At 68.1% G+C, this 19367-nt stretch carries 22 protein-coding genes; 3 read left to right on the forward strand and 19 right to left on the reverse strand.

Annotated elements, in window-relative coordinates; all coding sequences use genetic code 11:
- Nucleotides 1-90: 90 nt before the first annotated feature.
- The 7 genes from IG63_RS0117725 to IG63_RS0117755 form a co-directional block, all read right to left on the reverse strand.
- Entirely contained in the window at nucleotides 91-1689 is a 1599-nt protein-coding gene (locus tag IG63_RS0117725; protein WP_425411796.1) for an ATP-binding protein, read from the reverse strand.
- On the reverse strand, nucleotides 1578-1985 hold the full coding sequence (locus IG63_RS0117730; RefSeq protein WP_051707117.1) for a hypothetical protein: 408 nt from the start codon (nucleotides 1983-1985) through the stop codon (nucleotides 1578-1580). Before IG63_RS0117730 ends, IG63_RS0117725 begins: the two co-directional genes overlap by 112 nt.
- Nucleotides 1986-2608: 623 nt before the next feature.
- Nucleotides 2609-2932, reverse strand: a complete 324-nt coding sequence (locus IG63_RS0117735; protein WP_030485685.1) for a hypothetical protein — start codon at nucleotides 2930-2932, stop codon at nucleotides 2609-2611.
- A gap of 50 nt (nucleotides 2933-2982) precedes the next feature.
- Complete coding sequence (locus IG63_RS0117740; RefSeq protein WP_030485686.1) at nucleotides 2983-4431, reverse strand: SCO6880 family protein; 1449 nt, start codon at nucleotides 4429-4431, stop codon at nucleotides 2983-2985.
- A 6-nt stretch (nucleotides 4432-4437) separates the two neighbouring features.
- Nucleotides 4438-5712: a TrbL/VirB6 family protein gene (locus IG63_RS22850; RefSeq protein WP_051707120.1), complete on the reverse strand. Its 1275-nt coding sequence runs from the start codon at nucleotides 5710-5712 to the stop codon at nucleotides 4438-4440.
- Between the two features lie 32 nt (nucleotides 5713-5744).
- A complete protein-coding gene (locus IG63_RS0117750) occupies nucleotides 5745-6050 on the reverse strand; it encodes a DUF6112 family protein (protein WP_030485688.1) in 306 nt (101 codons plus the stop codon).
- A 34-nt stretch (nucleotides 6051-6084) separates the two neighbouring features.
- Nucleotides 6085-6348 carry a DUF6112 family protein gene (locus tag IG63_RS0117755; protein ID WP_030485689.1) on the reverse strand — a complete coding sequence of 88 codons (264 nt, stop codon included), beginning with the start codon at nucleotides 6346-6348 and terminating at the stop codon, nucleotides 6085-6087.
- A gap of 148 nt (nucleotides 6349-6496) precedes the next feature.
- On the opposite strand from IG63_RS0117755, the gene IG63_RS0117760 reads away from it, so the two are divergent.
- The 3 genes from IG63_RS0117760 to IG63_RS0117770 all read left to right on the forward strand — a co-directional run bounded on the left by IG63_RS0117760 (nucleotide 6497) and on the right by IG63_RS0117770 (nucleotide 8279).
- On the forward strand, nucleotides 6497-6958 hold the full coding sequence (locus tag IG63_RS0117760) for a hypothetical protein (protein ID WP_030485690.1): 462 nt from the start codon (nucleotides 6497-6499) through the stop codon (nucleotides 6956-6958).
- 40 nt (nucleotides 6959-6998) lie between these two features.
- On the forward strand, nucleotides 6999-7409 hold the full coding sequence (locus IG63_RS0117765; RefSeq protein WP_169741825.1) for an abortive infection family protein: 411 nt from the start codon (nucleotides 6999-7001) through the stop codon (nucleotides 7407-7409).
- A gap of 114 nt (nucleotides 7410-7523) precedes the next feature.
- The gene (locus tag IG63_RS0117770) at nucleotides 7524-8279 is read left to right on the forward strand and encodes a class I SAM-dependent methyltransferase (RefSeq protein WP_030485692.1); all 756 of its coding nucleotides are present in this window, start codon (nucleotides 7524-7526) and stop codon (nucleotides 8277-8279) included.
- Between the two features lie 36 nt (nucleotides 8280-8315).
- On the opposite strand, the gene IG63_RS21795 is transcribed toward IG63_RS0117770, so the two are convergent.
- The 12 genes from IG63_RS21795 to IG63_RS0117830 form a co-directional block, all read right to left on the reverse strand.
- Complete coding sequence (locus IG63_RS21795) at nucleotides 8316-9434, reverse strand: C40 family peptidase (RefSeq protein ID WP_051707125.1); 1119 nt, start codon at nucleotides 9432-9434, stop codon at nucleotides 8316-8318.
- Nucleotides 9435-9441: 7 nt separating this feature from the next.
- The gene (locus IG63_RS0117780) at nucleotides 9442-10107 is read right to left on the reverse strand and encodes a hypothetical protein (protein ID WP_030485694.1); all 666 of its coding nucleotides are present in this window, start codon (nucleotides 10105-10107) and stop codon (nucleotides 9442-9444) included.
- A gap of 45 nt (nucleotides 10108-10152) precedes the next feature.
- Entirely contained in the window at nucleotides 10153-11130 is a 978-nt protein-coding gene (locus tag IG63_RS0117785; RefSeq protein ID WP_030485695.1) for a ParB/RepB/Spo0J family partition protein, read from the reverse strand.
- On the reverse strand, nucleotides 11123-11857 hold the full coding sequence (locus IG63_RS0117790; RefSeq protein WP_245604492.1) for a serine/arginine repetitive matrix protein 2: 735 nt from the start codon (nucleotides 11855-11857) through the stop codon (nucleotides 11123-11125). Before IG63_RS0117790 ends, IG63_RS0117785 begins: the two co-directional genes overlap by 8 nt.
- Before the next feature lie 451 nt (nucleotides 11858-12308).
- Nucleotides 12309-13217 carry a bifunctional DNA primase/polymerase gene (locus IG63_RS0117800; RefSeq protein WP_051707126.1) on the reverse strand — a complete coding sequence of 303 codons (909 nt, stop codon included), beginning with the start codon at nucleotides 13215-13217 and terminating at the stop codon, nucleotides 12309-12311.
- A gap of 136 nt (nucleotides 13218-13353) precedes the next feature.
- Nucleotides 13354-13569: a hypothetical protein gene (locus IG63_RS0117805; RefSeq protein WP_030485699.1), complete on the reverse strand. Its 216-nt coding sequence runs from the start codon at nucleotides 13567-13569 to the stop codon at nucleotides 13354-13356.
- A 344-nt stretch (nucleotides 13570-13913) separates the two neighbouring features.
- Nucleotides 13914-14423: a helix-turn-helix domain-containing protein gene (locus tag IG63_RS0117810; protein WP_030485700.1), complete on the reverse strand. Its 510-nt coding sequence runs from the start codon at nucleotides 14421-14423 to the stop codon at nucleotides 13914-13916.
- Nucleotides 14424-14926: 503 nt separating this feature from the next.
- Nucleotides 14927-17941: a LysM peptidoglycan-binding domain-containing protein gene (locus IG63_RS0117815; protein WP_030485701.1), complete on the reverse strand. Its 3015-nt coding sequence runs from the start codon at nucleotides 17939-17941 to the stop codon at nucleotides 14927-14929.
- The gene (locus tag IG63_RS0117820; RefSeq protein WP_030485702.1) at nucleotides 17938-18357 is read right to left on the reverse strand and encodes a TadE/TadG family type IV pilus assembly protein; all 420 of its coding nucleotides are present in this window, start codon (nucleotides 18355-18357) and stop codon (nucleotides 17938-17940) included. Before IG63_RS0117820 ends, IG63_RS0117815 begins: the two co-directional genes overlap by 4 nt.
- Nucleotides 18354-18776 (reverse strand): TadE/TadG family type IV pilus assembly protein, encoded by a 423-nt coding sequence (locus IG63_RS22310; protein ID WP_084597303.1) that lies wholly within the window; start codon nucleotides 18774-18776, stop codon nucleotides 18354-18356. The genes IG63_RS0117820 and IG63_RS22310 overlap by 4 nt, the downstream gene beginning before the upstream one ends.
- Nucleotides 18773-19189 (reverse strand): TadE family protein, encoded by a 417-nt coding sequence (locus tag IG63_RS0117825; RefSeq protein WP_051707129.1) that lies wholly within the window; start codon nucleotides 19187-19189, stop codon nucleotides 18773-18775. The genes IG63_RS22310 and IG63_RS0117825 overlap by 4 nt, the downstream gene beginning before the upstream one ends.
- Nucleotides 19158-19352 carry a hypothetical protein gene (locus IG63_RS0117830; RefSeq protein WP_030485704.1) on the reverse strand — a complete coding sequence of 65 codons (195 nt, stop codon included), beginning with the start codon at nucleotides 19350-19352 and terminating at the stop codon, nucleotides 19158-19160. Before IG63_RS0117830 ends, IG63_RS0117825 begins: the two co-directional genes overlap by 32 nt.
- Nucleotides 19353-19367 lie beyond the last annotated feature (15 nt).

A 19367-nucleotide genomic window follows, 5' to 3' on the forward strand; every position in this document is an offset into this window, starting at 1 on the left:
ACAGGTTCCTCCAACCTGAGTAGCCAGATGCGCTCAACGCACCCTGCATGCTCAGGTTCGCTTCAAAACCGTCAATTTTCATGCGAACTTCTAACCTGCTCCTGTCATGCGTCCGGTGGTGTCGAAGAGTTCGAGCTCGGCGGGGTGCATCTGGTGCTGGACGACGAAGGAGCGGCTCTTGATCCGCCACAGTCCCTGGCCGGTGCCGAGGGTGGGGATCAGTGACTGCTCGGTGCCGGTGAGGCCGAGCGCGGCCGAGGTCGCGCCGAGTTGGTCGGCTTCCTGGCGGTAGACGATCCGGGTCTCGGCGTTCGCGAGCAGTGACGAGGCGAGCGCCCGCATGGCGGAGCCGGAGTCGCCGACGTTGTCGAGGTCGGTGAGCTTGTGGAAGATCAGCATGTTCGCGATGCCGTAGTGCCGCGCGAGGCGCCAGTGGGCGTCCATCCGCCGCAGCAATGCGGGGTGGGACATGAGCCGCCAGGCCTCGTCGTACACGACCCAGCGCTGGCCCCCGTTGGGGTCGAGGAGTGCCGACTCCATCCACGCCGAGGCGCAGGTCATCAGGACCGAGATGAGGGTGGCGTTCTCGGTGACGCGGGACAGGTCGAGGGAGATCATCGGCAGGCTCGGGTCGAACGCGACTGTGGAGGGTCCGTCGAAGAGCCCCGCGAGGTCACCCGCGACGAGGCGTCGCAGGGCATGACCGACCAGTCGTCCGTCCTCGGCGAGCCGGGCGTCGGGATCGTCGGCCGGGTCCGGGGCGAGGAGCCGGTCGACGACCATCGGGAGGACTGGTACGTCGGCACTGCGGACGGTGCGATCGATGGCGATGTCGACGGCGGTGTGCTCGAGCGGAGTAAGGCGGCGTTCGAGCACGGTCTCGGCCAGCGCTCCGACGAGGTCACGCCGACGGGATGCGATCTGGCTGGCCCACTGAGCGTCGTCGTATCCAGAGGGGCGATGGCCCTCATCGAGAGGGTTGAGCCGGTTGGGCATGCCGTGGCCCAGTGCGATGGCGCGGCCGCCCACCGCCTCGGCCACGGCGGTGTGCTCGCCCTTGGGGTCGCCGGGGACGTAGACGCGTCGGCCGAACGGGATCGAGCGGGTGTAGAGGCTCTTGGCGAGGCAGGACTTGCCGGACCCGACGATGCCGGCGAGGACGAGGTTCGGCGCCGTGATGAGGCCACGGGCGTAGAGGATCCACGGGTCGTAGACGAAGGAGCTGCCGGAGTAGAGGTCCTGGCCGACGAAGACGCCTTCGCTGCCGAGGCCGCCTTCGGCGAGGAACGGGTAGGCGCCGGCAAGGGTTGCGGAGGTGTCTTGATGCCGCGGGAGCCTGAACCTGCCGGGCGTGCGGAGAGCAGCTGGTCCAGGCTCGCCGGCCCGCGGGAGCGTGACGGTGGACCGTTTCTCCGCGTTGAGGGCGTCCGCCTTGCACTTTGCTTCGGTGCGTCGGGCCTCGCGGTTTTCCGACATCCGTGCGCGCGCGGCGGCCTTGCGCAGCTTCCGGTCCCTGCGCCGCTCTAGCCCGGGGGAGACGAGCACCGCTGAATGGAGGCGGCCGTCCTGCCAGCCGGTCACAGCGACAGCCCGCCCTCCGGCCTCGGGCGCGGCACCGGGGCGAGGGACGGGTAGTCCGCGATGTCGTAGGCGATGCTCGCCTCGATCTCGTGAGCCCTGTCGACGCACTCCGCGACCTGGTGGATCATCTCGGCCGCTCGGTGAAGCTCCCACGAGACCCTGTACGACGCGGCACGGCCCGCGTTCGGATCGCCGTTCATCCACGCCTGCTTGCGGGTCGGCCCGTCGTGGAATTCGCCCAACTGATGCAGCGACTGGCTGAGTGACGCGAGTGCCGAGCTGACGGCGCCCAAGACGGGGTAGACCGAGGTGGGATCCTCGATCGAGCGCGTGGCGTGCGCGAGGCCGCGTACCGCCTCGCGAAGTTCGTCCGCGTCTGCGACGGCATCGTTGAAGGTCGGCATCGGGTCCTCCTCGATGAGTGGGTGCTCATCGGGAAGGTGCGCGGGGCGCCCCGTCGTGTCGACGGAATCCCTGTGGCCCCAGACCTAGGCTTGGGACATGGCCGATCTGACGGAGCCCTGTCCGAACTGCAGCACGCTGATGCGGTGGGAGACCTCCCACGAGCGATGCGACGGATGCGGCTACATCCGCCCGTGCTGCGAAGGCGCCCCCTGCAACTGAGTCGGCCTACTCGTCAGCGGCGTCACCGAGGTCGCGGCGCCGAACCCGGCGCTTCTTGCCGACCGTGCGGAGGACCGCCCAGGGCTCACGCGCAGCGCGGCCGTTGCGGCGGTTCTTGTGAGGCTTACAGAGCCGACAGCCCTTGTGCTGCCGGTGAGGTGAATGAGCCACAGTGGCTCCGATCCGCGACCAACACCCGCCACGGAGGGCGGGGTGGGATGGCCTCGGCTCGCATGACGCTGAGAGTACGACGCGGGTCCGACATTGACCACGCAAATGAAGATCCCGCAGGAGTCTCGGGTCTCCTGCGGGATCTGAACTAGATCTCGCAGCGCCTGAGCGCTGCTGTCTCGAGAATCGTGAAATCCGCACCGCTGGCGCTCAATGCCCGTCGCGGTTGCGGCTAGCCGGGGTCGTCGTTCGTGTAGACCAGCCGAGCCGTTCCGCTCTCCTCGTCGAATGTGGCGATGCGACCATATTCGGCGTTGACGTAACGGACGACTTCCTCCGCAGCCTGTGACCAATCGTCGAACTCGTCTTGTGTGACCGCCGCCGACCACTCGGTGCTCACGTAGTCGAGTTCAAGTCCATGCTGAAAGGCTCGGCAGTTTGGCTGACGAGCGAGTGCTGTCGCGAGATCCTCACGCTCGTCCTCGGGCGGGTCGGCCCAGCAGTATCCGTCGAGGAATGATGAGCAGACATCGTCGGGCAGATCTTCCAGGGCCATGCCTGTCTCCTTCTTGTCGGGTCGAATGGCCGCGGTTCGAGGCCGATGCGTCAGAGCTGACGACTGACGGGAAGTGCCGCGGCGGCGAATCCTTGGGCCTGCTGACCCCACAGCCGGCGGGTCTCACACGACGCCTGGATGGCGGCCTGCTCGATCGCTGCGACAGCGCGCTCGAGTTCGTCGGGATCACCGGCGCTGACCGCGACGAACCCAGTCGCTCGCAGGACGCCGTGCCCGGCGGTGAGGTCGGCTTCCTGCTGGAGGACGTCCTGGTACTCGGCGGTCTGCTGGGCGTCCTCGATCTGGCCGATCTTCTGCCGCTGGGCGGCGTCGGAGATGTACTCCGTCTTCTTCTTGCGGATGTCGCGGGCGGCGCGGTCGGTACGCATGGGCGTGTAGAGCAGAGTGAAGGTCCGCCGGATCCCCGAGGACAGCAACAGAGGCGCAAGGAACCCGGGGTACACGAGGGATCGCGGCCACTCACTGATCCAGAGCACGCAGTGGTGCGCGGAGTCGCTGCGCAAGGAGCCCCACGATTCGGTGACCGCCACCGGGCCGGCCGTCGCGAGATCCCGGCCGATGTCGCCTTGGCGCTCAAGTGCACCCGCGACAGCGGGGTCGTACGCCGACCGCAGGATCAGCGCAAGGTCGCCCGGATTGAGCCACTCGCCGGGGGAGAGGTCGGCGGACCGGAGGGCCGCGAGCATGGTCGCCATCTCCTGCCGGAGTACGGCGGCTGCCCCTCGTTTGCCTCCGCCGGCAGCCCGGATCGCTCGCCCGGCCACCTTCATGTCCAACGAGATCGAGACGGTCGACGCATGGCGCTCGCCCGCCGGGCCGGCGCGGTCGACGAGCTCGCCGTACGTCGTCGACGCCCAGGAGCCGGATCGGTCGCCATGCTGCTCCCACCAGTCCGCCAGGCCCTTGCCGGAGTCGGGCAGCGTCCGCTCCATCACCTGGACCGAGGCGATTCGCCCGGAGCGGCATGCGGTCGCGAGGACACGGCCCCACGAAGCGACCCGGCGCTGCTGCTCAGCTGGGTCGAGCAGGACGAACGCGGGGTGGGAGACACTGATGACTACGGTCAGGGTCGCGGTGTGCGGGTCGTGGACCATGACGGCGTCGGTCTCGGGGTCGACCCATTGGCGCAGTCGAGCCGCATCGCCGGGCAGTGCCAGCGTTCCGGCTGGCCGCGGCTTCACGATCCGCCGGCGATACAGCAGTTGTCCGCCCGCAGATCGCCATAGCCACCGGGCACCGATCGGCGCCCACTCGATGAGCTTGCGTCCGCCGACGCCAAGGAACGCAAGCGCGACGAAGAACAGGATGATCGGAAAGGTCATCACCACGGCGCCGACGTACAGACCGATGATCAACGTGCCCGACGCCAGGCTCGCCATCGCGAGTTGGGGGCCGGAAAGTCCGAGCAGGACGCCGCGCCGGGTCAGGCGAGAGAACTTGATCGGGGTCAGCTCCGGCTCGCCGGTCGTGGTGGCCACCGCCGATCACTTCTTCCCGGCGGTGTCGACCAGCGTCGAGTCCGCGACTGGCGGCGGGACGGACGCAGGAGCGGCGGACTCATGCGCCTGTGCGTGTCCGGTCGCCTGGGCGGCGACGAAGTTGCCGAGCCGGGGACCGGCCGCTGCCGCCTCCTTCGCGACCACGACCCCGGCAGCAACTGCGCCGCCGGCAGCCGCAGCTCCTCCTGCGGCAGCGCCGGACCCGGCGCTGCCGCCGCCAGCTCCGCTCGACGGTCCGCCAGTGGACGGTCCCGCGGTCGCGGGCGAGCCGCCGGACGTCGTACCGCCGCCCCCACCGCCACCGCTACCCTCGCCGAGGACCTTGGCCGGCTCGCTCCCGGTGCGGCGCGACAGCGGGATCGGCATCGGCCGGTTGAGCGATGCCTTGGCCTCCTGCTCGGCCGACATCGCGTGGTACATGTCGAAGCCCATGAAGGCGATCGCCTTGTAGGTCAGGTACGGCGCGAACCCGGCCATGAGCATGAGGACGACGCCGGCCATCGGCTGGCTGACGGACTCCAGGTCGGCGTCGATCGGGGCCGACACCTGCGCAGTCGCGAGCAGGAAGATCACCACGAGGACGACCTTGGACAAGATCATCGCGATCACGAAGGTCGCCCAGCGGCTCACCCACGTGCGGGTGTGGTCCCAGCTGGCGCCCGCGAGCGCGATCGGCGCGAACACGATGGCGATCAGAAGCAGCGCCTTGCGGATCAGCAGGCTGATCCAGACGACCATCGCGCCGATGATGGCAAGGCTGGCCAGGAAGATCGTCAGGATCGCGCCCGCGCCCGGAGCGCTCAAGTTGATGGCACCAAGGCCGGCGGCGAGTACGGCGACCTTGTCACCCATCTCGTTCATGTTGGTGCCGGCGGCGTTGACGATGCCGACGCACAGCTGGTCGGTGATCTCGAGCGCGGTCGCCAATAGCGCGAGGGCGACGAAGGATCCGAGAATCGACTTGGCCAGCCCCAACGCGGCTCTGGACAGAGCTGCAGGTTCGCGGCGGATCATGCCGCCGATGACCTGGAGCATGAAGAACCCGAGCATCACGAAGACGCCGACCCCGAACATGATGTTGTAGACCTTCGTGTACTCGACGCTGGTCACGTCGACGAAGGTCGTGGTGTCGATGACCTTCCAGACGGACTCGAACATCCACTCCGCCGCGCCGCCCATGCCCTGAGCGAGCCAGTCGAACGGCGCGGTCACAACAGCCCCAGCGGCGTCGCCAGCGGCGTTGCAGACCTCGTGGATCACCGGTACATCGCAGACACCCATGACTGGCCGCCTCAGACCTGCTGGCCGACGTTCCAGAAGAAGTTCACGAGCGTCACCGAGGCGCCGCAGACGATGGCCGCGCCGAGCGCGACGAGTACGCCGAGCTTGCCCCGGCCCGCCAGGTGCGGGTTCGACGAGTTGGCGCCGAGCGCCCACACGATGGCCGAGATGATCAGCGCGAGGACGGCGAGCACCAACCCAACCGTCATCGAGGCGCCGACGATCTTCTTAAGTTGGCCGATCCCAGGCAGGCCGTTGGAGTTGGGATCGATCTCGATGTCGAGGGGAAGCAGCAGCACGGCTGTGAGAAGGTCCATCGGAGAGGCTCCTGACGTCGAACGGGCGGACGTCTTAGAGGTGTGGGCCGATGTCCAGCAGCCAGTTGGCCCAGGTGAGCGCGGCCCCCGTCAGTGCCGCTCCTCCGATTGCGACGAAGCAGCCGAGCTTGGCCTTCTGAGCCGTGTGCCAACTGCCCGAGCCCGACGCGACCGCCCAGGTCGTGGCCGAGATGACGAGCATGAGCACAGCGACGATCAGTCCGTAGGTCAGCAGAGCACCGACGATGGCGCGGAGATCACCTGAACCGCCGACGGCGCCGAAGTCTGGACCGACCATGGGCTCCGAGCTTTGAAGAGGGGCCATGGCGACTAGGTACTCGGCCGCATCCCGCAGCGCTCATCCACCAGGACTCTCCAGACGCCTGTCCTTCAACACCCTGAGCGGTTGACGCGTCTGGCTACGTTCAGGCAGTTAGCGTCTGCTCGTGGCTAGGTTCACCCCCAAGGTTCTCCGCCTCCTGTCGGTGTACTTGGCCGACGTTGTGATCCGAGACATTGACGCGCTGTTCGGAGACAACGACATCCGACTTGGACCAGAACAGCCAGACCCGAGCGACCCGAGCGAGCGCCGCGAGAGGATGCGTCGGTACCTGGCGACGCTGGACCTCAGCAATCCCGGAGACCACGCGAAGCTGGTCGCCGTCTACAGCGATGTGATGCAGGACATCGGCGAGCGGGCCAAACACGGCGGCGACTACTACGACCTGATGCCGCTGAAGACCAGATGGCTGAACACGCTTGCCGGCGCCGGCTTTGAAGTGGATCCATGGTCGTTCGTCGTGACCGACCGTTCGCGCCCGGCGATCTCAATCAGGTTCTCTGCGGAGGCCCTCGCGGCTCTATCTGATCCGGCAGTGATCCAGGTGGTCAACGTCAAGGGTGACTGAGGCCGGTGCTCACGACCACCTGGGACGCTTAGGCGACACGGTGGAGTCGGATCCCCGACTGGCGGTCAGCACGGCCAAGGCGCTGATCGAGTCCACCGCGAAGTGCGTGCTGTCGGCTCGCGGAGTCGCGTACACGAAGTCAGACGACGTCACTCAGTTGGTCGCCCGATCCCAGCAGGCCCTCGGGCTCGCGGCCAAGGGAGTGAGTGGCGAGGATCAATCGCTCAGGCGCGTGCTGGGGTCACTCGCCACCTTGGCGCAGAACGTGACCGAGATTCGCAACAAGGTCGGCGTCGATCACGGGGCCGAGAGTGTGCCGACATGGGTCCGTCCGCGTCACGCCAGGCTCGTGGTCGGCGCTGCGCAGGTCTGGTGCCAACTCATGCTCGAGACCCTCGGCGACCCCGATGCGCCCTGGCGCCCTGCCGATGTCGCTGATGCAAGCCGCTGAGCGGCCGCACAGCAGCGGCACGGCCCGTATCACTCGCGAAAACCGTTGGCAAGCTCCCGTGCTCCGTTGATCTTCTGACGGCCGATCCTGAGTTCCGACGACGGAGGAGTCGCTGTGACCGCCCATGACGTGCCCGGCGAGGTGTATGAATGGCTCATCTCCGATGAAAAACTTGGTCCGGCTGAGTTCGCTGCGACCTTCGATGACGACCTCAGCCTCCTGCCCCCGAACGCCGACGTCCTCGACTGCTCGTGTGGAACCGGACAACTGGCGGTTGGCCTCGCGGCTCGCGGCATGCGGGTTGCAGCAACCGATGCGAGCGCCGCGATGGCGCGCAGGACGACAGAACTGGCTGGAGAGTTCGCGGTCTCAGTCCGGACACTGCAGGCAGCCTGGGAAGCACTTCCCGAACACTTCGACGACGGGACCTTCGACATGGTGTTCTGCGTCGGCAACTCGTTGCACCACGCCGTGGGAGCTGAAGGCAGGGCGGATGCACTGGAGTCGATGGCGCGGGTCCTACGTCCGGGTGGGCATCTGGTCCTCACCTCCCGCACTTGGGAAGTCGTAAGAGCTCGAGGTTCCCGGCTCGATATCTGGGACCGGCTCGTTCGACGCAACGGGCGTGATGCGGTCGTGGTCTATCGGTGGGAGATTGCTCCGGCCTGGGAAGATGAGCATCGCATCGAGATTGCGATCGCCCAGGTTGATACGCCTGGGTCGGTAGTTGCCCGCTCGGAGCTTCTTTCGTGCTGGCCGTACCGATACGACGACCTTGCGGCGGACTTGCAGCGGGCGGGTCTTCGGATCGAGGGGAGCACATTCGACGGTAAGTCAGACAACTACAAGGTGGTCGCGATCAAGGCCTAGGGCCAGGGCAATCTCTTTTCGGTTTGTGCGTTCGCCTCAGCCGAGTCTCCGCACCGTCATGACCTCGCCCGAGAACTCGCCGATCGTCCCGTAGCGGACAACGTCACCAGTCCGCGGCGCGTGCAGGATCCTGCTGCCGCCGACATAGATCGCGACGTGGTGGGGGCCGCCGGCACCCGGGTAGCTGAAGAAGATGAGATCGCCGGGCCGCTTGTCGGCCCAGGCGACGCCTTGGCCTGCGTGGATCTGGTCGCCGGAGTAGTGGGGGAGTCGGATGCGTCCACCGGAGGCTTGGTAGGCCGCGTATAGGACAAGGCCCGAGCAGTCGAAACCGCCGCCTGTCGGCCCCTCGAAGTTGCCACCGCCCCAGACGTAAGGCTTGCCGAGCTGTGACGCGGCGGCCTTGATGGAGCCGCCGGCGATCCCGGGCGGGAGGTTCAGCGGCACATCGCCTGCCGGCTGAGCACACGCGAGCTCGCTCGAGAGCGAGACGCCACTCAGCGTCGCTAGGACCTTCTCCGCGATCGACTGGTTCACGGCGTACCGGTCGGGATAGGCGGAGACCTGTACGGCCTGGGCCGCGGCTCCGGGGTCCATCGATGCCCATCCATCGATGTCGAGCAGGCCCCGCGGCGAGCCGTGGTTCGGGCCGCTGGTCCCGCCGTAGAAGGCACGGGATGACCAGACGGGGTCCATCAGATTCTCGACGCTGCCCCATCCCGCGGCGGGGCGTTGCTGGAAGAGGCCGACCGAGTCGTGGTCGCTGCCGTCCCCGTCGTTCGGGATGTCTGCCGACCCCGGGTAGGCGCCGGTGTTGGACAGCACTCGCAGGGTCGACTCGGTCAGTGCGGTCATGATCGCGATCATCTGGCCGCGGGCGGGGATGTTCTCGCTCTTCCCGGTGGCGATGATGCTGGCGGCGCGGGTGAGCTGCTGGCGGCTGAGCGTGACGGTCTCGCCGTTGGTCTTGGTGGCACTGAGGTTGTCGGGGACCGGGCCGTTGACGCCGAGGCTCTCGGTCGCCTGGCCGTCCCACATGCAGCTGCCGGAGCCCGCGGCCGCCGGGCTGATCAGCGTCGCGACGCCGAGGACAGCTGCCCCGGGTGCGAGGAGGACCGCGGTCGCCGCCCCGACGGCGAGCATCTTGGCGCCCATGGCCGCGTCACCTGAGCGGCTTGTCGAGCTGTGAGAGCCGCAGGACGTGGCAGCGGTCGAGCGACGGCTCGCAGGCGACGAAGACGGTGAAGGAGACCGGGTACGACGACTCGGCGGTCTCGCCGTTCCACACGCCGGTCCGGTGTCGGATGCCGGTAATAGTCACGGCTGTCGTTCCCGGACGCAGATGGCCGTGGGCCTGGTCGACGGCGGCAGTCCAGGTCTCAGGAACGTAGGCGTCCTCGATCGCGACGGTCTGTCGCACTTCCATGGCTCCGAGATCGAGCCACTGCTCGATAGTGGGGAGGTAGGTTGCGACGTCGGAGATCAAGCCCGGGGTCTCCTCGCCCGATGGATCCGCGTCGGCCAGCACCGCGGCGGTGTAATCGGTAGGCAGGAAGCCGAGGCTGGTGTCCCAGTCGAACAGCGCGGTCGCGACAGCTCGGGCGTAGGTGACAGGATCGCTCGTCCGGGGGAGGGCACGGTCCTCGAGCGTGACGACAGGTGCCGCCGCTTCCGGGATCGCTTCGGCCGCTCCACCCGACTGAGGGCCCGGTGTCGGCACTGTGGGGGCCGGGCCTCGGACGAGTCCGTAGATGCCGACGGCGAAGGTGGCGAAGGCGAGGACAGCGCCGAGGATGACGGCGATCTGGCGCCAGGTGAGGTTGCGCATCGAGGCTCCGAGGTCGAGGTGGCGGACACTCGGGAGGTACGCCGATCAGGCCGACGCGGCTGCCGTGCGTGCTTCGCGGAGCTGGTCACGCAGCTCGATCGTCTCGGCGACGACCCGCTCGAAGCGCGTCCATTCCTCGTCCTTGAGTGCACCTGCGAGTTCGCTGACGTCGTACAACTCGGTCCATCCCTCGAGCTCGGACCACATCAGCACGAACGACCGCGGACTGTGGTGCTTCGGCGCGCGTTTCGCCTTGCTCCGCAGAGCGCGGAGGCGCTTGGCGTTCTCTTCCTCCTGGACGCGTTTCAGTGCCTCGCCAGCGAGCCGTGCGACCTCGTCCTGCTCCTGCTGTGACGGGGAGGGCGACTGGCTCGCCAGTTCGACGGCGGCCTTCACGCGCTTGTACGCCGGAGCGACCGGCGCGTCGTTGTCGATCTCGCGCAGCATGTTGGCGGCCAACTCGCGGACGGACTCGCCGAGGCTGTTGTCCTCGGAGACAGATCTGATCCAGTTGATCCGCTCAAGGCGCTGGGACGCGTTGGTCCCTGTCACGATGTGCGCGGCGATCGAGCGGGACTTTCCGTGCGGTGGTGATGACTCATCACCACCGGTGGCTTCGCCATCACTGCCGGTGCGGCCGAACCACGTCGCTGCCTGTCGCCGCTGCGAGTCTTCCTTCTCCAAGACCTTGATCTCGTCGTACAGGCGTGCGGCCTCGATGGGCGAGAGCGGCTTGCGCTGCTCGTTCTCGTCCTGTTGAGCCAGCAGGTGCGAGAGTTGGTCGGAGATGCCCGAGCGGACCCACACGCTCAAGGTGCGCCGGCCGAGCCGACGCAGCGCCTCGAGGCGGCGCCAGCCGCATACGAGGACACCGTCGGGGGTGACGGTGACGGGCTGGAGGAGGCCGACCTCCTCGATCGACCGCATCAGGGCGCTCATATCGCCGAGGTCGCGCCGATGGCGTACCCCGACGATGATCGAGTCGATCTGGCGCTCAAGCTCGATGTGGCCCTTGTCAGACATCGATCCTCCTCGCGACCTTCGGAGCCGAGTCGCGGATCTCCACCACGACCCCGTCGTCGGCGAGCAGGTCGACGACCTTCCAGTCGCAGACGAGCATGGCGAGCGCGCCGACGCCGGCACGCGTGGCGGCCGTCGCCTTGTCGGGGTTGCCGAGCACGATCCGGAGGACCGTGGCCCAGGAGTCGCGGTCCAGGTCGAGCGCGGCACGGCCGGCCTGGTCGCGTCGGAGATAGGCGTGGGCGACGTGCCTGTTGCCCGCCTCCATCAGCCTTGTTGCGATGTAGTCGAGCGTGCAGGTCGCGCTGTTGGCGGGCCATCCCAAGGCGACGAACATGCTGATCACCAGGTTGAGCGCCCCGAACGCCGTTGTCGGGGCCGTCTCACCGGGCTTCCGCCTCGGCGCGGCCGGGGCCGGATCGACGGTCGAAGGGCCGCGGCTCTCGGCGAGGAGTTCGAGGAAGCCCGTCTCGTCCTCGCCGAAGCGGCGTGCGTCGTGGTGTCGCATGACCTCGCGACGGCGCGCCTGAGCCGTTGAGCAGAGCAGCCCAGCTGCACGTTCCTCGGCGATCAGGCTGACCTGCACGGCGCGGGTGATGACCGCCCACGGGTCATCGGCGCATCTGACTGCGCGCGTGCGCATGGCCTCAAAGGCGGCGTACGCCGAGTCCTCCGGTTCGCAGTCGTGGGTGCGCGCGAGCGATCGGTACTTGCGGATCGTGAACTGCATGAGCCGCTCCGCCTCAGGGTCGTGGCGCCATGCCCAGTAGCCGACGCTGTCTCGGTCGTGGAGGCGTTGGAGGAGTGCGCGGAGTCCATCAGGGGTGGCGAACGAGGCACTCACAGTCCCAGTCCTTCCTGGCTCACGGTGGGCGTCGTCGACCGCTCCGGTCCGCTGTGGCGAAGCGTTCGGGTCGTCGCAGTCGGCGTACGGCGTGCTCGTCGTACGAGCTCGGCCTGGAGGTCGATCCCGCGGCCGACCATCGGTCCGAGGTACGAACCCAGCTCGGTGGGGCGGACCCACGCGACTCGCCTCTGCGTCTGCGCCTGTGACGGCCGGGTCGAGTGGAGTGAGGGGTCGCGATGCCGTGCGAGCTCGTCGCCGCCGGCCGCGCCGCCCTCCGGGACGGCGGGCTGCTCCGGCGGGCAGTAGCTGTGGCGGCGGTACTCGGCGTGCGTGTTCATAGGTGGATCCCTTCACTCGCTGGGGTAGGGCCCGGGCGGCTCCCGGGGCCGAGCCGAGAGGCGATGCGGAACGCGGAGTTGACGGTGGTCTCGATCTCGCGGTCCGGGAGCCCGGCGTACTGGGCGGCCGGCATGAGCCAGCTCAGGGCGTCGGCGTGGCTGAGCCCGTTCTCGGCCATGCGGCACGACGCCCAGAACAGGGCGTGGTTGCGGCCACCCTCCGGGGTCAGTGCGACGGTTCTGGCGAGGGCCTTGGGCCGGCACCCGGTCGCCAGCATGCCGACGGGCGGCCGCTGCGGCGCTGGGCGGGGTGGCTCCAGGAATCGGCGAAGTCCGACTGCATCGATGGGCTTCGGGGCATGGGTGGCGACGGCGATGACCTCGTACGACCGCGCTGATCCCTCGACCGCGATCCGGGACGGGGGAGCGATGACGTAGCCGCCATCGCCCCGGAAGTCGACGTGCGCGGCGGGCACCTGCCAGCTGCGCTGCTCTTGGCCGCGGACGTTCGGGCAGTAGGCGTGAAGACCGCCCGACGGCGTACGCACCAGCCATGCCCACGCGTCTCCGAAGCCCTCGCTGCGTGCTCGCTCGAAAGCAGCGAAGCCGCTGGCCGAGGAGTGGATGTCGACGTCGACCACGAGCACTCCGGTGGGACCGCCGGTGGGGAGTCCGATGTTCGCGTCAGGGGTGCGCTGCCACCACGCGTGGACGACACGGGCGACCGACGTCGCGTCGTGGAAGCCGTTCGGTGTCAACGGTTGCTTCCCGCCGGGCGCGCACGGGAACACTGGGATGCCGAGGTTGGCGTAGCGGAGTGCCGCGGCCGCAAGGGTGGGTTCCTGGGCGACTCGCTGCATCGTCGAGACCGACCACGTCGGGATCCGGTTGTTGGGGTCGAACATGCCCCCGACGATGCGCCGTCAGGTATCCACGATTTCGGGACACCTGCCCGGATTCGAGAGGGGGATACCTGCGTTTGCGCAGGTCAGCAGGTATCCCTAAGTCGTTGCGATCAGCCCGTTGACGGGGCCATCTCCGTCACCCCGTCGCCGTGTCGGCGTCTCGGTGGTGGCTCAGGCCGTTGGCATCGTCGTAGTCCCACAGGGCCCACTCGTACCCGGCGACGTACGCACTGTCGGCCCCGCGCTGCTCCGCGAGCCAGCGCCGCCCGGCATCGACCGAGCCGGTCGTCAGTGCGCTTGTCCGGCCGGCGTTGTAGCCCGCCACGTACTGCTGCTCCCCACTCGTCGCCACACCCAGAGTCGAACATATGTGCGAACGTCGGTCAAGATGGAGTTGTGTCCGCGAATCCGCCGAAGAACGACGCCTGGCCGCAGCCCAGGCGTTGGCGGCACTGCTGGGTTCGCTTCGACCGCCGGAACTACCCGCCGCCCGCACCGGGGTTGATCCTTGACTGGCGGTGCGAGCGTGGGCAGTGGTTCGCCTGGGTGATCTGGATCGACAATGGCAGTCTGCGGGAGGGGGTGCGGCAGGCTTGGCTGCCACTCTCCGTGTTGCGCCCTGCACGGAGCGACATCAACGTCTGGAACGACGGGCCGTGGCGCTAGGGCCGACAGTTCCGACCGGCCGCCTCTGGCTTAGTCCTCCGGCTCGTCGGGGATCTCGACGCCAAGACGGTCAGCGATCTCGTCAAGGTCCACCTCCTGTAGGTCCTCGTCCGTCAACTTCTCCAGGCTTGAGCGCAGTAGGGCTTCAAGTTGGCGTCGTTTCCGCGACTCGTGATGCATGGCCACTCCCACGGCTGCGGCGAGGCCGACCGGGGCCGCGAGGCTCGACACGACAGGCCCTCCACGGATTCCCAAGGTGCCCGCGATCGTGCCGGCACGCAGTGTCGCCATGCTCGCCCCCGCTGATGCGAATGCTTCCCAAGCGCTGGCTCGGTGGGCGAGATCTGGGGGATCGATCCCGAGGCCGGATGCGAGGGCGGCCAAGCTTGCCGCTGAGGGCGCCTTCCGGCCTTGTTCGATCTTCGCGAGCATCTCGACGCTGATCTTGGCTGCGCTGGCTAGGTCTTGGCGGGCCTGGCCTTGCGCCTCACGAAGGGTCCGAACTGTAGCGCCGATGCTCGCGCGCCTCTGGTCGTCCATATGGACACTCTAGTACCAGCTTGGTACTTGTGCGGTACCACTTCGGTCGGGCACACTCTGCGTACCAGATGGGTACTCAACTAGTACTCAATGCGCCGGGAAAGAGGAAGCACGATGACCCAGAATCAGGTTCCAGACCGCTCAAGTAGTGAGCCAGTCCAGCGGGGCGGTGCCATGCGCCCCGTTATCGCCGTCACCTCAGTGTTGGGGCTGGGGATGCTGGCCCTGCACGTAGGGCAGCAGTCCGCTGTGCAGAGTTCATGGCAGCAAGCAGCAACTGACTGCACGAGCGCAGCAAGAGCACTCGGAACGGCTACGAAGGCTGTGTCGAAGGCTGGGCGTTCCGTGATGAGGGCCAGCCAGGAGACAGCGACGGCCTGGAGGCAGTTCGCGAACTGAGGTCGGCCGCCCTGGTGCCAGGGCTACGCCGAGTCGCCGTCGGATCGGTCCGCGGACGCGGTTGCTATCGAGCATTCGGATCCGCGTACTCGCTCGCCGGTGACTCAACCCGTGCGGCGTCGGCCCGCCCTACGATCGCTCTCCCCCTCCACGACCTCTGTCGTCCGAGGAGGCATCTGGATCGGTCCGTAATCGTCATCGCTCCGGTTGGAGACTGCGTTGCGCATCCGCGCGTCGGCTTCGTTGACGTTGCCGATGGCTCGGTCGACCGCGACGCGGTCGAGGTTCGCAACTTCGTCGTACGGCGACGCGGCGAGGGCGACGTTCGACGCGAAGTCGGCCAACTCGAGGTCACCGGTGGCGAGGGCGTGGGTGGTGACGATATGCCCGACGTCGACGATCGCCGCGGTCATGATGTGGTCGAGTCGGTCGCCTTCGAGGAGCCAGCCCCAGCCGTCCTTGCGAAGGTCGGTGAACGGTTCGCCGGTGACGAGGTGCAGCGCGGAGATGAGGTCGGCCATCCCCTCGGCGCCGCGACTCTGGCCGCGAGCCCGCAGCCGCCGGAACAGATCGAGATCGCAGAGCACCCCTTCAAGGGCATACGTCGCGGGGACGCCGTCCTGATGTGTCTGCTGCGCGCGCGGGAGGTAGGGATTGCCAGCCCGGCTCTGCCCGAGCCATTTCCGGATGATGCTCAGATCCGAGCGCGCCTTCTGGGGACGGATGCAGAGGTCCTCGGCAAGCTTTTCGGCGGTGACTCCGTTCGGGTGGAGTGCGAGGTAGGCGAGGAACTCGGCGTAGTAGGGCCGTCGGTGGGCCGTGGCTGTGGCGTCACCGAGGGTCCTGACGGTGACCGGACCAAGCAGGGTGATCTTCGGTGCGACGGGAACCGGGGAGTCCCATCGGGCGAGCTCCTCGTCCAGGTCTGGGTCGACGCCCTGCACAGCCGACGCGGCTGCCGGAGTTGCGTTGGGGGCGAGAGTCTCGACGTCATCGACTGTCGTGGCCGCCCGGTCGGCGTACACATGGGCATCGAACGGCAGGAGCGACGAGGTACCCGCCGGTTCCTCCGTTGGCCGCGGTTCGGTCAGCTCGTCGACGAGCGCCCCAGCGCAGTCCGTCACCGTCCCTTCGCCGGCGGAACGAGGTACTGGCACCACCTGGGCCTCCGTGGTGAGGTCGATGAGCGCGGCGCATGCCTCTGCCTCGGCGGCCGTGAGCCCCGAGGCAGCGAGGTCGAGGTTGAGGGAGGGGATCCGCAGTCGGCCTTCGGCACTCAGGTGGACGTCGACGTACGCCGGGGACGGTTCTCCTCCAACGGTCACCAGCGTCACGCCGGCGCGTCCCGGGAAGCCGACGAGAGCGCGAGCCAAGCGCACCAGATCCGGACCGCTGTCGCCGCCCGCGATGATCGCCGCGCGGAACTCGTCCGGCTCGGCAGCCGGACTGGCAGTCGCGAGCTCGTCGGCCATGGCCCCAAGGAACGCGTCGTCTCCGGAGTCGTGGACGTGGACGAAGTCGCGGTTGATCGCGGCGAGCTCTCCGCCGATTCCCAGCGCTTCGATGTGCACCGGTGAGGCCCACGGATTGACGACCAGTTCAGCCATGAGATGGCGAGCCAGTGCCGCGCTGCGATCGCCGTCGCCGCCCAGCGCCAGTGCACGAAGCTCTTCGAGATTGAGCAGGACGAGCGCTCCGTCCTCTGCCTGGCCGACGCTGACCAGCATCGGGTACGGCGACAGTGCATCCGACGGTGGAGTCCTCCCCACGTCGACCGAGAGCTGCCACGCAGCGCCTTCTCCGGTCCATGGCTGGGGGAGGTCGGCCGGCTCCGCGAGCGTCATGACGATCCGGCTCGTCGAGAGACGGACGGAGAGCAGGCGAGGTGCAGGGTCGAGGCCCCGGAGGGCTGCATCGAGTTCTTCGATCGGGTGGGCGGTGACGGATCCCGACACCTGCACCGACTTCTCGACCGCGAGCAGCTCGTCTGGCGGTGGCGCGATGATCCTGCCGGGCTGGCGATAGCGCAGCTGTGTACGCCGGTGCTGCCGGAGCACCAGCCAGAGCGACCCAGCAAGGAGTGCGCCGGCGCCAGCGAGTCCGGGGAGCAGCCAGGTCGGGGTGATCTCGTCCTCGGCAGATTCGGGGGCAGCGTGCTCGGGGGCCGAACCAGCTACTTCGGGAGCGGGGGGAGTCGCGCCGTCGGTCGGAGGAGTCGTCTCGTCGACAGGTGGCTCCTGTGCGCGCTTCGGCCTCTGCGGGTCAGCGGGGCCCGGCTCTCCCGGGATGGTGAGCTTCCAGCCGGGGAGGATGAGGTCCGGGTCGGAGAGGTGGGCGCCGTTCGGCTGAACAGTGTCGCGCGATGCTCGGAAGATCGACGGGTACTCGTCGGCGTCGCCGAGCTTGTCCTCGGAGATCTCGGAGAGGGTGTCGCCCGGCCGGACGACGTATGAACCTTCGGAAGAGTCGTCTGCGAGGGGGACCTTGAGCACGGTTCCGGGCAGGAGGAAGTCGGGACGCCCGTCGAGGACAGCCTGGTTGAGGGCGACGAGCTCGACATACCGCGTGCCGTCACCGAGGCGTTCCTCTGCGATCTTCCAGAGGCTGTCGCCGCGCTTGACCGTGTAGCGCTCGGTTTCCGGCTGCACAGCCTGCACCTGGACTTCTGCTTGAGTCTCCACGGGCGCCCCCACGGCGACTGCTGCCCGCGGTTCCTGCGGCATGGGTTCTGCGACCGCAGCATGTGCGCGCGGTTGGGGAAGCGCGGCGCTCACGGTCGGGACTGCGACGAACAACAGCGCCGCGGCCGCTACCAGGCGGTCGGCGGCGAGCTGAGGAACGGTGAGACCTGGAAGGCGCGGCGTACGGATTCCGCGAGCCTGCGACACGATCGACGCAAGGAGCTGGCACGTGAAGACGGCCCACGCGACCCAGCAGACCGCGGTGATGACCTGCAGAGCGAGCGTGCCGTCGTCCTGCGCCGTCAGCCTGGACCATGTGAACGCGCTGGGATCGGGCAGAGCATCGATGACGATGAGCACGACCGGCACGCCGACCATGAACCCGACGAGCGTGAGAGTGGCCAGGAGGCCGCGCAGCCTGGAGTCGGTCCTGTTCATTGCTCGCTACCTCCGAGGGTGCGGACGAGTCGCGCGGTCGCGGTGCCGGTGACGCCGAGACGGTTGATGCCGATGAGACCGAGGAACTGGGGGTCGTAGGAGTCCGTCACGGTCACGGTGATCGTGGTCCCGTCTGTGATCGCGACCGTTCCGCTTACTCCGGCCGCGTCGAGATAGCGCTGCGCGGCGGCGCGCGCGGCGGCGGGGGAGATCGCGAGGTCGTGGCCCTGGATTGCGGAGCTTCCCTCGACCTCCTCCCCACCGGCCCGTGCGGCCTGCGCGGCAACGTCGTGGGCTCGCTCATGGGCGTGAACCTGGCCTCCGAGGTCGACCGCCAGACCGACGAGGAAGATCATCACGAAGCTGGACAGAGCCAGCCATATCGTGACGGAGCCGCGCTCGTCCTGGCGGCTCATCGTTCCCTCCACGTATCAAGCGGGCTGGACATGGTTGCCCGCATCACGCGGGACCCAGGGACTCCCGGAACAGCGAGATCCGACAGGTCGAGTCGGCATGAGACAGTCACGCTCGCCGACCCAGGAACGCCCGGTTGCTTGCCGAAGTCACTCGTGTCGACGGCGACGTCGATGGACGAGCAGCCGATCTTCTGGTTGGCGATGCTCGATGTCGCTGCCTCGCGAGCATCGGCTCGGGCGACATCCGCGTTGCGCGCGAGCGAGGCTGACCGGGCGGCATCGGCGGCAGCGGACTGAAGCGCCTGATGGGTGGTTGCCGTACGGCCTCCGAAGATGACCAGGCCGACGAAGAGCGCGAAGGCGGGTACGCCGAGCGCCGCCTCGAGTGCTGCTGAACCTCGTTCGTCCCGGCGGATCACGGTGCCGACACCCTCTCGACCGGCACGCTCGAGCTCTGTGTGATGCGGACCTTCCACCCCGGAATGACGCTCAGGGAAAAGCCGCTGACTGTCACGGTGGCGGTGGTGGCGGTCCGGTTCGCGCTCGTCGAGGTCGAGGTGAGGACGTCATCGCCGCCGGCTTCGGCGAGGAAGTCGTTGGCGGCGCCGACGCCGTCGGACTCCCGGCCCTGCTCGGCCCCAGCGGCTCTGGCGCCCTGCTGCGCTGCGGCGATGGCGACGGTCTTCGCGTGGTAGTAGAGCGCAGCCTGCATGCCCAGGAACATGACCGCGAAGAGTGCGGGCAGCAGAACGACGAGCTCGATCGAGACCGAGCCCCGTTCGCCGCGTGGCTGGCGGCGACTACTTGATCTTGCCCGCTTCTGAGGTGACATAGTTCGTGACCGCGAGGACCACGATCCCGACGATGCCGATGACTGCGACGGCCCAGAGGACGTGCTCCATCGTCACCGACCCGCGTTCACCGCGGCGGGATGCTCGCAGGTCGTCGTACTTGCTGAGTGCTGCGATCTGCAGCAGGACCAGAACCTTCAACATGTGTTTCCTCCTGTG

It is taken from the genome of Nocardioides aequoreus, assembly GCF_000720335.1.
GTDB lineage: Bacteria > Actinomycetota > Actinomycetes > Propionibacteriales > Nocardioidaceae > Marmoricola > Marmoricola aequoreus.

What these genes read in the sequence shown, in the direction of transcription:
- IG63_RS0117820 (WP_030485702.1), bottom strand. Translation starts at nt 18,357, where the DNA reads ATGAGCCGCCAGGACGAGCGCGGCTCCGTCACGATATGGCTGGCTCTG.
- IG63_RS0117830 (WP_030485704.1), bottom strand. Translation starts at nt 19,352, where the DNA reads ATGTTGAAGGTTCTGGTCCTGCTGCAGATCGCAGCACTCAGCAAGTAC.
- IG63_RS0117780 (WP_030485694.1), bottom strand. Translation starts at nt 10,107, where the DNA reads ATGCGCAACCTCACCTGGCGCCAGATCGCCGTCATCCTCGGCGCTGTC.
- IG63_RS0117800 (WP_051707126.1), bottom strand. Translation starts at nt 13,217, where the DNA reads ATGTTCGACCCCAACAACCGGATCCCGACGTGGTCGGTCTCGACGATG.
- IG63_RS0117825 (WP_051707129.1), bottom strand. Translation starts at nt 19,189, where the DNA reads ATGTCACCTCAGAAGCGGGCAAGATCAAGTAGTCGCCGCCAGCCACGC.
- IG63_RS0117790 (WP_245604492.1), bottom strand. Translation starts at nt 11,857, where the DNA reads ATGCAGTTCACGATCCGCAAGTACCGATCGCTCGCGCGCACCCACGAC.
- IG63_RS0117755 (WP_030485689.1), bottom strand. Translation starts at nt 6,348, where the DNA reads ATGGTCGGTCCAGACTTCGGCGCCGTCGGCGGTTCAGGTGATCTCCGC.
- IG63_RS0117815 (WP_030485701.1), bottom strand. Translation starts at nt 17,941, where the DNA reads ATGAACAGGACCGACTCCAGGCTGCGCGGCCTCCTGGCCACTCTCACG.
- IG63_RS0117735 (WP_030485685.1), bottom strand. Translation starts at nt 2,932, where the DNA reads ATGGCCCTGGAAGATCTGCCCGACGATGTCTGCTCATCATTCCTCGAC.
- IG63_RS0117785 (WP_030485695.1), bottom strand. Translation starts at nt 11,130, where the DNA reads ATGTCTGACAAGGGCCACATCGAGCTTGAGCGCCAGATCGACTCGATC.
- IG63_RS0117750 (WP_030485688.1), bottom strand. Translation starts at nt 6,050, where the DNA reads ATGGACCTTCTCACAGCCGTGCTGCTGCTTCCCCTCGACATCGAGATC.
- IG63_RS0117810 (WP_030485700.1), bottom strand. Translation starts at nt 14,423, where the DNA reads ATGGACGACCAGAGGCGCGCGAGCATCGGCGCTACAGTTCGGACCCTT.
- IG63_RS21795 (WP_051707125.1), bottom strand. Translation starts at nt 9,434, where the DNA reads ATGGGCGCCAAGATGCTCGCCGTCGGGGCGGCGACCGCGGTCCTCCTC.
- IG63_RS0117730 (WP_051707117.1), bottom strand. Translation starts at nt 1,985, where the DNA reads ATGCCGACCTTCAACGATGCCGTCGCAGACGCGGACGAACTTCGCGAG.